10 protein-coding genes are annotated in these 14,065 nt (G+C 66.8%); 8 read left to right on the top strand and 2 right to left on the bottom strand.

The window, feature by feature from the left end; genetic code table 11:
• Nucleotides 1-105 precede the first annotated feature (105 nt).
• Nucleotides 106-1,275: a porin gene (locus U5A65_RS10920; RefSeq protein ID WP_321909389.1), complete on the bottom strand. Its 1,170-nt coding sequence runs from the start codon at nucleotides 1,273-1,275 to the stop codon at nucleotides 106-108.
• Between the two features lie 427 nt (nucleotides 1,276-1,702).
• Between U5A65_RS10920 and U5A65_RS10915 the strand changes: the two genes are divergently transcribed.
• The 8 genes from U5A65_RS10915 to U5A65_RS10880 all read left to right on the top strand — a co-directional run bounded on the left by U5A65_RS10915 (nucleotide 1,703) and on the right by U5A65_RS10880 (nucleotide 11,827).
• Nucleotides 1,703-2,971, top strand: a complete 1,269-nt coding sequence (locus U5A65_RS10915; RefSeq protein ID WP_321946262.1) for an MFS transporter — start codon at nucleotides 1,703-1,705, stop codon at nucleotides 2,969-2,971.
• A gap of 31 nt (nucleotides 2,972-3,002) precedes the next feature.
• A complete protein-coding gene (locus tag U5A65_RS10910; RefSeq protein ID WP_321946261.1) occupies nucleotides 3,003-5,414 on the top strand; it encodes a glycoside hydrolase family 31 protein in 2,412 nt (803 codons plus the stop codon).
• Nucleotides 5,415-5,599: 185 nt separating this feature from the next.
• A complete protein-coding gene (locus tag U5A65_RS10905) occupies nucleotides 5,600-6,286 on the top strand; it encodes an HAD family phosphatase (protein ID WP_321946260.1) in 687 nt (228 codons plus the stop codon).
• 171 nt (nucleotides 6,287-6,457) lie between these two features.
• Complete coding sequence (locus U5A65_RS10900) at nucleotides 6,458-6,922, top strand: MarR family winged helix-turn-helix transcriptional regulator (RefSeq protein ID WP_158760321.1); 465 nt, start codon at nucleotides 6,458-6,460, stop codon at nucleotides 6,920-6,922.
• 17 nt (nucleotides 6,923-6,939) lie between these two features.
• Complete coding sequence (locus U5A65_RS10895; RefSeq protein ID WP_321946259.1) at nucleotides 6,940-9,075, top strand: FUSC family protein; 2,136 nt, start codon at nucleotides 6,940-6,942, stop codon at nucleotides 9,073-9,075.
• A gap of 37 nt (nucleotides 9,076-9,112) precedes the next feature.
• A complete protein-coding gene (locus U5A65_RS10890; protein WP_158760323.1) occupies nucleotides 9,113-9,322 on the top strand; it encodes a DUF1656 domain-containing protein in 210 nt (69 codons plus the stop codon).
• A 7-nt stretch (nucleotides 9,323-9,329) separates the two neighbouring features.
• On the top strand, nucleotides 9,330-10,310 hold the full coding sequence (locus U5A65_RS10885; RefSeq protein ID WP_321933600.1) for an HlyD family secretion protein: 981 nt from the start codon (nucleotides 9,330-9,332) through the stop codon (nucleotides 10,308-10,310).
• The gene (locus tag U5A65_RS10880; protein ID WP_321933601.1) at nucleotides 10,307-11,827 is read left to right on the top strand and encodes an efflux transporter outer membrane subunit; all 1,521 of its coding nucleotides are present in this window, start codon (nucleotides 10,307-10,309) and stop codon (nucleotides 11,825-11,827) included. The genes U5A65_RS10885 and U5A65_RS10880 overlap by 4 nt, the downstream gene beginning before the upstream one ends.
• Before the next feature lie 15 nt (nucleotides 11,828-11,842).
• Here U5A65_RS10880 and pbpC read toward each other — a convergent pair whose 3' ends face one another.
• Nucleotides 11,843-14,053 carry a penicillin-binding protein 1C gene (pbpC, locus tag U5A65_RS10875; protein ID WP_321946450.1) on the bottom strand — a complete coding sequence of 737 codons (2,211 nt, stop codon included), beginning with the start codon at nucleotides 14,051-14,053 and terminating at the stop codon, nucleotides 11,843-11,845.
• Nucleotides 14,054-14,065 lie beyond the last annotated feature (12 nt).

Here is a 14,065-nt window from a genome sequence, read left to right as displayed (position 1 = left end):
GGCGATTGGGTACGCTATTGTCCATCGTTTCACGCCTGCGGACCAACGCCGCATCAGGCTACACCTACCCAGCCGGACCTACCTGGCCGGGTAGGTCCGGCCGGACTAGAACAGCACCGAAATCCCCGCCATGCCGACAAACTGCGCGTTCGTCGACGAAGGCGTTGCGTTCTGCGAGTCCCCCACTGTCGCCACGGCGCCGGTGATAGCGCCTGTGGCGCCGAGCGTCTGACCGTTCGCGCGCTGATACGCCTGCAGCGCATAGAGCGTGGTGCGCTTCGAAAGATGCCACGACTCGCGCAGCGAGTATTGCTGGTAGCGCGCTGCGTTCGCGATGCCGTTCGCCTTCGCCGCCATGGTGTACGAGAACGCGCCCGCGAGATCGAACGCCGGTGTCGCGCGCCATGCGGCCAGTGCGCCGTACGTGTTGAACACGGCCGTGTTCGCGAACGCCGCGCTGCCGCCCGCCAGATATTGCACGTTGGTGTAATTCAAGCCGAAAGTGAAATCGCCCAGCGTGTAGTTGCCGGCGGCGGCGATGTTCTGCACCGCGCGCGCCGACGCATAGCCGCGATTCACCGCCGAAACGGCAAACGAGCCCGACGCGTTCGGATCGAAGTTCAGCGTGCGGCCCGTGTTATTCAAGCGCAGATAACCGGCCGCGAGGCTCAGCGGGCCTGCCGTGTAGCGCAGCGCGGCGCTGAGGCTCTGCCCCGCGCCCGGACTGCCGGCTATGCCGCTGAATCCGTACAGCACGCTCGCGCTCACGCCCTTGAAAACGGGTGACGTATAGGTGAGCGCATTGTTGATGCGCACCGTCGTGTCGAGGCTGTCGTAATCGCCGGGGTGCGCGCCGGTCGCGCCCGTGAGCCAGCTGCTGGACGCAAGCGGCCCGACGAAGAGCATATAGGGCGTGTACTGGCGGCCCAGGGTCACGGTGCCGTAGGTGTCGTTGGCGAGGCCCACGTAGGCCTGGCGGTTGAAAAGCAATCCGGCCGACGACGCCGCGCCCGTGTTCGCGTCGAAGCCTGCCTGGAGATCGAAGATCGCACGTGTTCCCCCGCCCAGGTCTTCGTTACCGCGAAGCCCGAACTTGGAGGCGTAAAGGTTGCCCTGCCGCAGGTATACGTTCGAGCTGCCGTTCTGGTTGTTGACGTAGCTGATCGCGTCGTCCACGACGCCGTATAGCGTCACGTTCGATTGCGCTTGAACGGGTGCCACCTCGCAGATTGCTGCCGCAAGCAGAAAGGCACGCAGCGTAGCGTGTTTTTTCATCAGGTCTCCTTATGTTATTGAACGCACCGGCTAGCCGAACGAAGCGGGCGATAGCCATGTCATACGACAACCGATATCATGAAAAGTCGGAGCCATCGTAGATTTGCACCCGGACGCCGTCAAGCACCCCTCCCGCGATACGCCGGCCTTTATCGCAAAGGTGTGATTTCGCTCAAACCGGCGAAATATAAAGCACCAAACACGCGTACTGGCGTCGCCTGCCTGGCCCTGCGTATCTTGACACCTGCTAGCCGCAAAACTTAGCATCAGCGAAAACACAGATGTGCGTTGTCGTATAACTTGTAGCGGTCACGACCCGGCACGCACGACACGGAGCGCCTACACGAAAAGCCCCATTTAATTAGTACAGTGAACTGTTCTCCAGGCGCAACACGTCACCGCGCGCGGAAACAGGAGGAGACAAAACTTGAAAACAGTCAAAGGCCTGCGCTGGTGGATCATTGCCCTCGTTTGCGTGGGCACCATTCTGAACTACCTGGCGCGCAACTCGCTGGCGGTGCTCGCGCCCGAACTCCGGCACGTGCTGAGCTTCAGCACGCAGCAATATTCGTATATCGTCGCCGCCTTTCAAATCGGCTACACCATCATGCAGCCGGTGTGCGGCATCATCGTCGACCTGCTCGGACTGCGCATCGGCTTCACGCTGTTCGCCGCGTTGTGGTCCGCAGCGGGCGTCATGCACGGCTTCGCCACGGGCTGGCTGTCGCTCGGCGCCATGCGCGGCTTGCTCGGTCTTTTCGAAGCCGCGGCCATTCCCTCGGGCATGAAGGCCGTTGCGGAATGGTTTCCCGACCGGCAAAAGTCGGTGGCAGTCGGGTACTTCAACGCGGGCACGTCGCTGGGCGCCGTGCTCGCGCCGCCCGTCGTCATTTTCTTTTCACTGCGCTTTGGCTGGCAAACGGCCTTCATCGTGACGGGCGCGGTCGGTTTCATCTGGGCCGCCGCCTGGTACGCGCTCTATCGCGCGCCCAGCGCTCACCCGCGCATTAGCGAAGGCGAGCGCGCGTTCATCATGGAAGGGCAGCACCGGCCGGCGGCGCAGGGCAAGGCGAGCACGCGTGAGGTCGTCACATCGCGGCGCTTCTGGGCGATTGCATTGCCGCGCTTCTTCGCGGAACCGGCCTGGCAAACCTTCAGCTTCTGGATCCCGCTCTATCTGGCCACTGAACGCCACATGGACCTCAAGCAAATTGCCGCGTTCGCATGGCTGCCCTTCGTCGCCGCGGACCTGGGCGGCATTCTGGGCGGCTATCTCTCGCCCTTCCTGATGCGCCATTTCCGAATGCCGCTGCTGTGGTCGCGCGTGGCGGGCGTGGTGCTCGGCGCATTCATGATGATCGGGCCCGCGTGCATCGGGCTCGTCGCTTCGCCGTATATGGCCATCGCGCTCTTTTGCGTCGGCGGCTTCGCCCACCAGATGATCTCCGCGCTCGTCAACACGCTCGCCGCCGACGTGTTCGACCCGCGCGAAGTCGGCACGGCAAGCGGCTTCGCGGGCATGGCTGCGTGGATCGGCGGACTGAGCTTCTCGCTCGTGGTCGGCGCGCTCGCCGACAAGGTGGGCTACGGCCCGCTGTTCGCGAGCCTCGGCGCGTTCGACCTGATCGGCGCCGCGCTGCTCGTGTGGCTCATCCGCGGGCAATCGCGCAGCGAATACAAGCTGGCGCGTGCATGACAGCGCCCGGCAAGACCAACAAGGAACACCCATGACGACGCTCCTCCATCCCCCCAGGTTCACGCTCGCGCAGCACGACGGGCACCACCTGTGCCTCGAAAGCGCACAAGGCGCCACGATCGATGTGTTCGTGCTCGAAGAAGATATCGTGCGCGTACGCGTACTGCCCGATGGCCGCGCGCATGGGCCGCGCACGTGGGCCATTGCGCCAGGGCTAGAAGACGTTCCGTACGAGGGCCGCGACCGGCTCGACGCGACCGGCTTCGCGCTGCCTTCGTTCGGCATCCTTTCCAATCCGGATGAGATCTGCGTCGAGACCTCGCAGATCCGGCTCACCATCGCGCTGGCAGGCGGCCACTGCACATGGGAAATGCGCGACCGCGACGGCTGGCTCTGCGTGCTGCAGGACCGCGCGACGCAGGCCTACAACTTCGGCTGGTGGGACGAGCGCGTCTACCATTACGTGCGCCGCCAGCCCGGCGAGATGTATCTGGGTCTCGGCGAACGCGCCGGCTCGCTCGACCGCGCGAACCAAAGCTACCGCATGACCAATGTCGACGCGATGGGCTACAACGCGAGAACAACCGACCCGCTCTACAAGCACATTCCGTTCTATTTGACCTGGCAACGCGATGCGCGGCTCGGCTTCGGCCTCTTTTACGACACGCTCGCCGACTGCACCTTCGACATGGGCCGCGAGCTGGACAACTATCACGGCCCCTACCGCCACTTCGTCGCCGACCACGGCGACCTCGACTACTACTTCATCGCCTCGCCGCAAACGCCGCTTGCGGCCGTGCGGCGCTTCACATGGCTCACCGGCCGCCCGGCGCTCATGCCGAAGTGGGGCCTCGGCTACTCGGGCTCGACCATGAGCTACACCGATGCGCCCGACGCGCAGCGCCGCATGGGCGAATTCCTCGAGCGCTGCCGCGAGCACGATATGCTTTGCGACTCGTTTCATCTGTCGTCGGGCTATACGTCGATCGGCGCGAAGCGCTATGTGTTCAACTGGAATCACGAGAAGTTTCCCGACATCGCGCGCTTCGTTCAGGATTACCTGGAAAATGGCGTGAAGCTATGCGCGAATATCAAGCCATGCATGTTGCGCGATCATCCGGAGTTCGAACAAACCGCGCGAGAAGGCTTGCTGATCGAGGACCGCAACGGCGAACCGGCGTGGGTGCAGTTCTGGGACGACGTAGGCGCGTATCTCGACTTCACGAACCCCGCCGCCGCGCTCTGGTGGAAGGCGCACGTGAAAGACGCGCTGCTGCGCTACGGCATCGCCGCCACGTGGAACGACAACAACGAGTTCGAGATCTGGTCGCCCCACGCTATGGCCCATGGCTTCGGCACGCCGTGGCCCGCGCGTGAAGCCAAGGTTCTGCAAACGCTGCTGATGATGCGCGCCTCGCGCGACGCGCAGCGCGAGCACGCGCCCACTACGCGTCCCTTCCTCGTTTCGCGCGCGGGAGGTGTGGGCATGCATCGCTACGTGCAGACCTGGTCGGGCGACAACTGCACCTCGTGGGAAACGCTGCGCTACAACCTGAAAATGGGCTTGGGGCTGGCGCTTTCGGGCGTGTCGAACATCGGCCACGATATTGGTGGCTTTGCGGGTCCCGCACCTGAGCCGGAACTGTTCATGCGCTGGATACAGTTCGGCGTGTGGATGCCGCGCTTTTCCATTCACTCCTGGAACGACGACGGCACGGTCAACGAACCGTGGATGTACCCACAGCTCACGCCCCAGGTTTCGGCGCTGCTCAAACTGCGCTACCGGCTGCTGCCTTATCTGTATCAGTTGCTCTGGGATTCGACGACGCACTACGAGCCCGTACTGCGCCCGACCTTCGCTGAGTTTCCCGACGACGCGCGCTGCTACGCCGAATCCGACGACATGATGGTCGGCGCTTCGCTGCTCGCGGCGCCCGTGGTCGAGCCGGGGCAAACGGAGCGCGAAGTCTGGCTTCCAACCGGGGCGCGCTGGACCTGCTACTGGAGCGGCGAGCCGTTCGAGGGCGGCCAGAGCGTGACGCTGCCCGCGCCGTGGGACCGGCCCGTCATGCTGGTGCGCGAGGGCAGCGTGATTGCGCTGAACGTCGCCGAGCAGCAGTTCGGGCATCGCGCCGACCAGCGCGCATTCATCGTGGTGCCGTTCGCGGGCGGCGAACGCGTGTGCCGCCGCTATGTGGAGGACGACGGCGAATCCGAGGCGTGGCGGCATGGGGCGTTCGGCGAGTGGATTGTGTGCGCGCAAGGCGACGCAACCACCCTCACGCTCGCCGTCGAAGCGACCGGGGCGATGCCTCATGCGCCTATGTCGGCGGAGATCCACTTGCCCGCAAGCGAAGCGCGCGGCGTGGCCGTGGCCGCGGGGCGCATCGTCACGGACGAGCGCATGGGCGGCTGGCGCCGTATCGTCATCGAACTCGGTTGATGTAGCGGGACACCGGGCGCTGGCCAGTCCCGCTGATACCGCACCCCGTATGGCGGGCCGCCCTGGCCCGCCCCCACTTCAGTGAATTGCCCGCGAAAAGCCCACACAAACGCGACCCCGGTTATCATCGCGCTCTTGCGTGCGCGATCCCGATGCGCACGGCATAACGCAACCGCAGGCAAACGATGTCCCCCATCCCTTTCGACGCCATCCTCTTCGACTGTGACGGCGTTCTCGTCGACTCAGAGCGCATTACGCACGTGGTCCTCACGCAGATGCTGGGCGAACTCGGCTGGACGCTCTCGGTGGACGAAGCCATGGGCATCTTCGTGGGCAAGGCCGTGAAAGACGAAGCGGCGCGTATCGAGGCGCACACCGGCTTCGCGATCACGCATGCCTGGCTCGAAGGCTTTCGCGCGCGCCGCAACGAGGCGCTCGAGCGCGATCTCGTCGAGATTCCGGGCGCGCCCGCGGCCGTTCGCGCGGTGCACGCGGCAATGGACGGGCGCATCGCCGTGGCCTCGGGTGCGGACCGGCGCAAGGTCGAGCTGCAACTGCGCAAGGTGAACCTGCTCGACTGCTTCGAAGGGCACATCTACAGCGGCCACGAAACGCCGCGCAGCAAGCCGCATCCCGATGTCTATCTCGCGGCGGCGGCCGGTCTGGGCGTGGCGGCCGGGCGCTGCGCCGTGGTCGAGGACACGGTCACGGGCGCGCGCGCGGGCCTCGCCGCGGGCGCCACCGTATTCGGCTACAGCCCGCCCGAGCCCGGCCACAGCAGCGCGCAAGCGTTGCTCGAGGCGGGCGTCGCGCACGTTTTCACCGACATGGTGCAGCTCCCCGCCCTGCTTGCCGGCTGGTCAAATCGTTAAGCGCCTATAAAAAACGGCCAACAGCCGCGCTCCCCGCGTATTGTTGGCCCCACGCATCACCGCGCACCACATAGAAAGCAGCCCGCTCCCGACTCGCATACCATCCGAGTCGTGGCGCTGCGAAAGAAAAAGATAGTTTGCTATCGAATCGCTTTGGGCTATTATCCGCCGATGTCGAATCTTCATACTTTACGCCTTGCGGTTAGCAGCACGCTCGTGGTGGCGGCACGCAAATGGCGGCGCACGACGCACGGCGCGCTCACCGCATACAACGTCTCCGAAGCGTGCGCCGCGCCGCTTCTCACCGCCGGGCGTCTCGGTGAAGCCGTGCGCCAGGTCACGCTCGCGGAGCACGTGGGCATTGAAGGCCCTTCGCTCGTGCGGCTGCTCGACCAGCTGTGCGCCGCCGGGCTCGTACGCCGCGACGAGGACCCCGACGACCGCCGAGCCAAAACGATCTCGCTAACGAGCGAAGGCCGCGCCGTGACCGAGCGCATGGAGGACGAACTGCGCTCGCTGCGTGCGCGCGTGCTCAAGGGCGTGAGCCGCGCCGACCTCGAAGCGACGCTGCGCGTGCTCAACGCGTTCAATGCGGCGCCCTCCGCTGACCAGGCTGACCGGGCCTTACACGACTGAAAGCAGAAAGCGGACCCATGACCTACCCCTCCATCCGCGACTGGCTCTTTTCGGTCAAGACCTTCGCCGCGTCGATGCTTGCGCTCTATATCGCGCTCGTATTCCAGCTGCCGCGTCCCTACTGGGCGATGGCAAGCGTGTACATCGTCTCGAACCCCTTCGTGGGCGCCACGCGCTCGAAGGCACTGTATCGCGCGCTCGGCACGGCGCTCGGCGCGGCCGCTGCCATCCTGCTCGTGCCGCCCTTCGTCGAAACTCCGCTGCTTTTCAGCGTGATCGTCGCCGCGTGGACCGGCACGCTGCTCTTTCTGGCGATCTCGGACCGAACCGCGCGCAGTTATGTGTTCATGCTCGCGGGCTACACCATGCCGCTCATCGCGCTGCCCACGGTGACCGATCCCACCACGATCTTCGACGTGGCCATCGCGCGTACCGAGGAAATCACGCTCGGCATCATTTGCGCGAGCGTGGTGGGCAGCAACATTTTGCCGAGCCGCCTCGCGCCCACGCTGATCGAACGCGCCGACGCGTGGTTCCGCGACGCCGCCTGGTACGGCAGCGAAACGCTCTCGGGCCATATTGTGGGCAACGCGCTTTCGGCCTGCCGCCAGCGCCTGGCGGCCACTGTGAACCAGCTCGAATTCCTGCTGAGCCAGCTGAGCTACGACCACACGCACCCGGAAATCCTTTCGCGCGCCGAATCGCTGCGCGGGCGCATGCTGCTCTTTCTGCCGATGATTTCCGCGCTCGCCGACCCGCTCATCGCGCTGCGCCGCGATTTGCATGTGTGGCCCGAGGGCCTCGACAGTCTGCTCGACGACGCGGCCCGCTGGTTCAGCGAGCCGCTGCCCACGCGCGCCGCCGACATGCACGACGATGCGGGCGACGCGACCGCGGAAAGCCTGCGCAGACGCGTCGCCGCGCTGCAGCCCGCGCGCGACGCGCTGGGGAGCTGGGAAGGCGCACTGCTCTCCAACGCGCTCTGGCGCCTCGGCCAGGTGATCGACGTGTGGCAGGACTGCCGCGCGCTGCGCGCGCTCATCGCGCACGACGGGGGCGGCACATGGCGCGCGCGCTATCGGCACTGGCGGCTCGGCGGCACCGAGCGCTTCTACGACCGCGGCCTCATGCTGTTCTCGTGCTTCGTGCCCATGAGCGCGATCCTCGTGGCCTGCTGGCTGTGGGTGAGTTCGGGCTGGCACGACGGCGCGGGCGCGGTGACACTCGCGGCCGTGGCCTGCTGCTTCTTCGCGGCGTCCGACGAGCCCGCGCCGCTCGTGTTCCGCTTCTTCCTCGCCACGGCGGCAAGCGTGGTGTTTGCGGGCCTGTACCTGTTCGTCGTGCTGCCCAAGGTGCACGACTTCGCCATGCTCGTGCTGCTGTTCGCGGGGCCGTTCATCCTGATCGGCACGCTCATTCCACGCCCCGCTTTCAATATGGTGACGATGCTCGTGGCCGTGAACACGGCGACTTTCATCAGTGTGCAAAGCGCCTACGAGGCCGACTTCCTCGTGTTCCTCAACAGCAATATCGCCGGCGTGGCGGGCCTGCTGTTCGCGTACCTGTGGACGCGCGCAACGCGCCCGTTCGGCGCCGAACTCGCGGCGAAGCGCTTGCTGCGCTCGAGCTGGAGCGACGTCGCGCTCTCGGCCTCGCCCACGCCCATCGCGGACCAGCGCAACCTCACCTCGCGCATGCTAGACCGGCTCATGCAGATCATTCCGCGTCTGGCCGCATCCGACGACCATCGCCATCCGTCGGTCGAGAGCTTTCGCGATCTGCGCATCGCGCTCTCGGCGCTCGATTTGCGCCGCTCGCTGCGCAAGCTCGACAGCGAAGTGATCGACGCGATCGACCGCGTGCTCAGCGGCGTGAGCGACCACTATGCGCGCTGCGCGCGCGAAAGCGAGCGCCAGAGCGCGCCGCCCGCGCTGCTCGAGAACATCGACGACGCCATGCGCCGCGTCGCGGCCCACGCCCGCGCGCAACTGCCGCCCGCCACCGCAGGCGACGCCGAGGCGCAGAGCGCGCCGCGCGCGCTCGTTTCGCAGCGCTCGTTGAGCAACACGCTGCACGCGCTCGTGGGCATGCGCCTCGCGCTGTACCCCGCTTTGTCGGCGCAGTCGCCTTCCCACCCGGACGCCACGGTATGAGCGCGCATTCCTCTTATCCTTTTTCGAAACCCGCATCATGATCGGCGAAATCGATATTTTTGGTGTGTTCGTGCCCACCGTGCTTGTGTTGATGCTGATCGCGTACCTCATCAATGTCGTGATCGGCAAGGTGCTCACGCGCGTCGGCTTCTATCGGCTCGTGTGGCATCGTTCCATTTTCGATCTCGGCATTTATGTGTTTGTGCTGGCTGCCGTCGTCATCGTGTCGCATCGCTTCGTGAAATAACGTTAACGTGAAAAAAACCTGGTTCTCCGCAGGACAGATCCTGCTGACGCTCATCGTCGTCGTGGTCGCCGCCCTCGTGCTGTGGCGCATCGTCAACTACTACATGTTCTCGCCGTGGACGCGCGACGGCCGCGTGCGCGCTGACGTGATCCAGGTCGCGCCGGACGTAGGCGGCCTCATCACCGGCGTCGACGTCGTCGACAACCAGCAGGTCAAGCAAGGCCAGGTGCTGTTCGTGATCGACCAGGCGCGCTACGCACTCGCGCTGCGCCTGGCACAGGCCACGCTCGAGCAGCGCAAGGCCACGCTCGCCCAGGCGAAGCGCGAATACGCGCGCAACATCGCGCTCGGCAATCTCGTGGCAGCGGAAACGCTCGAAGAAAGCCGCACGCGCGTCGACCAGGGCGAAGCCGCGGCGGCCGACGCCCAGGTCCAGGTCGATACCGCCAAGCTCAATCTGCAGCGCACGACGATCGTGAGCCCCGTGGACGGCTATTTGAACGACCGCGCACCGCGCGTTGGCGAGTACGTCACCGCGGGCCGCGCCGTGGTCGCCGTGGTGGACATGCATTCGTTCCGCGTGGATGGCTACTTCGAGGAAACGCGCCTGCACGGCATTCAGATCGGCCAGCCCGTGGAGATCACGGTGATGGGCGAGTCGCGCCCGCTGCGCGGTCATGTGCAAAGCATCGTCGCGGCGATCGAGGACCGCGACCGCCAGGCGGCCCCGAACCTGCTGCCCAACGTGAATCCGGCGTTCAGCTGGGTGCGTCTCGCGCAGCGCATTCCGGTGCGCGTGGCGCTCGACGAAGTGCCCGCCGATTTCCGTATGATCGCGGGCCGCACGGCAACGGTGGCCGTGCGCACGGAGGCGGGCAACGACCGCCAGGCCGCAGGCGCGAATAACGCGAGCGGCGCCGTCGCCTCGCAGCCCGCTACGGCTGCGAGCGCGCCTGCCGCTTCGCACGCCGCCGGAGCTTCGCAATGACACGCCGCAGTCTCTGGCGCCGCCGCTCCTGGTCCAACCTCGCGCTTGCGCCGCTCACGCTCGCGCTCGGCGCGTGCATCACGCTCGGTCCCAACTACCACGTGCCGCAGGAAGCCATGGTCAATGCGCCGTTCGCGCAAGGGCCGATCGAAGGCGCGGACCATGCGCCCGTTTCGCAACTGGGCGTGCCCGCCAACTGGTGGCAGCTTTACGACGACCCCACGCTCAACGAGCTCGTGCAGGAAGCGCTGAAGTCGAACACGGACCTGCGCGTGGCGGCGGCGAACCTCGCGCGCTCGCGCGCGGCGGTCGATATCGCCAACGCGCAAGGCGGTTTCTCGGGCAACGCGCATGCTGCCGTCGAGCGCGCGCAGGTGTCGGGCGAGCAGTTCCTCCTGTTCGAAAAGGTGCCCGTTGCGACGCTGGGCGACCTCGGCCTCAACGTGTCGTACGAATTCGATCTGTTCGGCAAGCTCAGGCGCGGCGTGGAAGCCGCGCGCGCCGACGACGCAGCCGTGGAAGCCGCCGCCGATCTCGCGCGCATTACCGTGGTCGCGAGCGTAGCGCAGGCTTACGTAGAATCGTGCTCGGCAGCCGAGGAACTGGAGATCGCGCAGGAATCGCTCAAGCTGCAGAAAGAGCGCGTCGCGCTCACGAAGCGCCTGCGCGACGCGGGCCGCGGCAACCAGCCCGACGTGACGCGCGGGCAGACCCAGGCCAACACGATCGCCGCCGATATCCCGCGCTTCGAGGGACGCCGCCGCGTGGCCCAGTACCAGCTCGCCATGCTGCTCGCGCGCGCACCCAAGGACCTGCCGCCCGCCGCGCTTGCGTGCAAGCGCCTGCCCAAACTCAAGCAGCCGATTCCCGTGGGCGACGGCGCCACGCTCCTCAAGCGCCGGCCCGACGTGCGCGAGGCCGAGCGCCAGCTTGCGGCGTCCACCGCGCGCATTGGCGTGGCGATCGCGCAGATGTACCCCGACATCACGTTCGGTGCGGGCGTGGGCACGATCGGCCTGACGAGCGATCTGTTCACCCCCGCGACCAACGCGTGGTCATTCGGACCCCTGATCAGCTGGACCTTCCCGGTCAACGGCCAGCGCGACCGCGTGCATGCGGCGGAAGCGGCCACGGGCGGCGCGCTCGCGCACTTCGACGGCGTGGTGCTCAACGCGCTGCGCGAAACGCAGTCGAGCCTCGCCACCTACGCCGCCGACGACCAGCGCGCCGATGCGCTGCGCACGGCCTACACGTCCGCGCAGCAGTCGGCGGACGAAACGCATCGCCTCTATGCGGCGGGCCGCGAACCGTTCCTCTCCGATCTGGACGCCACGCGCACGCTGACCAGCGTGCATGCGCAGGTCGCGGCCGCCGAAGGCCAGGTTGCGCTCGACCAGGTACGGTTGTTCCTCGCGTTGGGCGGCGGCTGGGAAGGCAATCAGCAAACGCTGCAGCAGCAAGGCGCTCAAAGCGCGCCGGCAGCAGCCGGTGCAACGTCGCCAGCGCCGGCGAACTAAAGACGCCGGCCCCCCTCAGCGCGCCACGCCGCCTTGCGCGGCGTCGGCGCGCATCAACTTCTGCGGCTTCGCAAGCGCGCCGCGCACCTCGAAGCGCACGGTGTCGATCACCTGCCCTCGCGCATCGACGAGTTCGAGCGTGTGCTTGCCGGGCCACGGCAGCCACGCCACACGCGCGGCGCCGCCCAACACCTTGCCGTCGAGGCGCCAGTTCACACGCGCGCTCGAGCCCGTCGCGCGCTCGAACCAAACGCGCTGACGCTGCGCGGGAATATCGGGATCGAGCGCGAAGATCGTACCGTCAACAGGACTGCCGATCTGCGCCGGGCCGCGCGCGAGATCGGCGGCGTTCGAGGCGAGGCCCACCAGCGGAGTCGACGTGCCCGCGATGAACCACTCGTTGCGCGCGGGCTCCACGGCGTCGGCGAACTGCACGCGCACGCGTTCGACGCCAGGCGGCGCAGCCGGCGCGACGCTCGGCACGCGCCGATGCAGATAGCCGACGATGGCGGCCCACACCGGCGCCGCGCCGGTCACGCCGGAAACGTCCCACATGGGCGAGCCGTCCGCGTTGCCGACCCACACGCCCACCGTATAGCGCGACGTGAAGCCCACGGTCCAGTTGTCGCGCATGTCCTTGCTCGTGCCCGTCTTGACTGCGGAAAACATGCGCGTATCGAGCGGGCTGTCGAAATCGAAGGTACGCGTGCGCGCGTTGTTGTCCGCGAGGACGTCGGTGACGATGAACGCGGACTCGCGGCTGAATACGCGCTTTGACGCGTTATTCGGCACCGCCTTCGCAGGCACGGGCAATTCGGCGATCGGGCTCACGACGCCGCCATTGGCCAGCGCGCGATACGCATTCGTGAGCGTGACGAGGCTCACGTCCGCGCTGCCCAGCGCGAGGCTGAAGCCGTAGTAGTCGCCCGCTTGCGTGAGCGGCAGGCCGAGCGCCGTGAGCGTTTTCGCGAAGCGGTGCGGCGTGACCATCACGAGCGTGCGCACAGCCGGCACGTTCAGCGAAGAACCGAGCGCGGTGCGCACGCTCACCCAGCCCTTGAAACCCTTGTCGTAGTTCTGCGGCATGTAGAGACCGCCGCCCGCGGCAAGATCGAGCGGCGCGTCGTCGAGCAGCGATGCGGTCGTCACGCGGCGCTCGTCGATGGCCTCGGCGTAGAGAAAAGGCTTGAGCGTCGAGCCCGCCTGGCGCAGCGCAAGCGCCGCGTCGACCTCGCGCGCTTTCGACAGGCCTCCCGATGAACCGACCCAGGCGAGCACTTCGCCCGTTGCGTTGTCGAGCACGACCACCGCGCCGTCCTGAACGTTGCGCGGATGCGCTCGCGCGTTGAGTTCGATGAGCGTGCGCGTGAGCGTGTCGCGCGCGTAGCGTTGCAGGCTCGCGTCGAGCGTCGAGCGCACGCGCATGCCGGGCGCGGGGTGCACGGCGTTCGCGATCTGGCGCGCGAAGTGCGGCGCAAGCTGCGGCGAGGTTTCGCTGCGGCCGTCGAGCGAAGGATCGTCGGCGGCGATGGACGGGCGCGCGAAAGCCATCTGCACGAAGGCATCGAGATTGGGGCAGCTGCTATCGACGTTCGCGGCGCGCATGTCGCGCAGAATGCGGCACGCACGCGTGGCGACCTTCATATAAGGCGCATTCGGTGCGCGGATCAGCGCGGCGGCGACGGCCGATTCGCGCTCGTCGAGGCCCGATGGCGCCTTGCCGAACAGCGTTTGCGAAAGCGCGGAAAGCCCCACCGACTCGCCGCGAAACGGCACGAGGTTCAAATATGCTTCGAGAATCTGGTCCTTGCGCCAGTTATGCTCGAGCCGCAACGCGTCCACCGCCTGCACGGCCTTTTGCGCGAGCGAGCGCTGGCCCGAGTGCTTCGGGTCGTCGTCGAGCAGGCCGGTAAGCTGCATCGTGACCGTGGAGGCCCCGCGCGTGCGCGTATTCCACAGGTTCGCCCACGCGGCGGCCGCCGCGCCGCGCCAGTCCACGCCGCTATGCTCGTAGAATCGTTTGTCCTCCGAAACGACGATCGCTTCGCGCAGCGCCGGCGAAACGTCGGCGAGCGCCACCCAGTCGCCGCGCCTCGCGGTGTGTTCCACGCGCGTGCGCTGCAGCGGCGTGCCGTCGCGCGCGAGCAGCACCCAGTCGGAGCTTTGCCACTGGCCGCGCACGTCATCGAACGTCGGCAATGCAAATGCGGGCAACGGCAGCAACATGAGGCATAGCGT

This window comes from Paraburkholderia sp. J10-1, assembly GCF_905220165.1.
GTDB lineage: Bacteria > Pseudomonadota > Gammaproteobacteria > Burkholderiales > Burkholderiaceae > Paraburkholderia.
The sequence above is the reverse complement of the archived record's forward strand: the minus strand, read 5'-3'. Positions and strand labels throughout refer to the sequence as shown.

What these genes read in the sequence shown, in the direction of transcription:
- U5A65_RS10920 (WP_321909389.1), bottom strand. Translation starts at nt 1,275, where the DNA reads ATGAAAAAACACGCTACGCTGCGTGCCTTTCTGCTTGCGGCAGCAATC.
- U5A65_RS10910 (WP_321946261.1), top strand. Translation starts at nt 3,003, where the DNA reads ATGACGACGCTCCTCCATCCCCCCAGGTTCACGCTCGCGCAGCACGAC.
- U5A65_RS10905 (WP_321946260.1), top strand. Translation starts at nt 5,600, where the DNA reads ATGTCCCCCATCCCTTTCGACGCCATCCTCTTCGACTGTGACGGCGTT.
- U5A65_RS10900 (WP_158760321.1), top strand. Translation starts at nt 6,458, where the DNA reads ATGTCGAATCTTCATACTTTACGCCTTGCGGTTAGCAGCACGCTCGTG.
- U5A65_RS10895 (WP_321946259.1), top strand. Translation starts at nt 6,940, where the DNA reads ATGACCTACCCCTCCATCCGCGACTGGCTCTTTTCGGTCAAGACCTTC.
- U5A65_RS10890 (WP_158760323.1), top strand. Translation starts at nt 9,113, where the DNA reads ATGATCGGCGAAATCGATATTTTTGGTGTGTTCGTGCCCACCGTGCTT.
- U5A65_RS10880 (WP_321933601.1), top strand. Translation starts at nt 10,307, where the DNA reads ATGACACGCCGCAGTCTCTGGCGCCGCCGCTCCTGGTCCAACCTCGCG.
- pbpC (WP_321946450.1), bottom strand. Translation starts at nt 14,053, where the DNA reads ATGTTGCTGCCGTTGCCCGCATTTGCATTGCCGACGTTCGATGACGTG.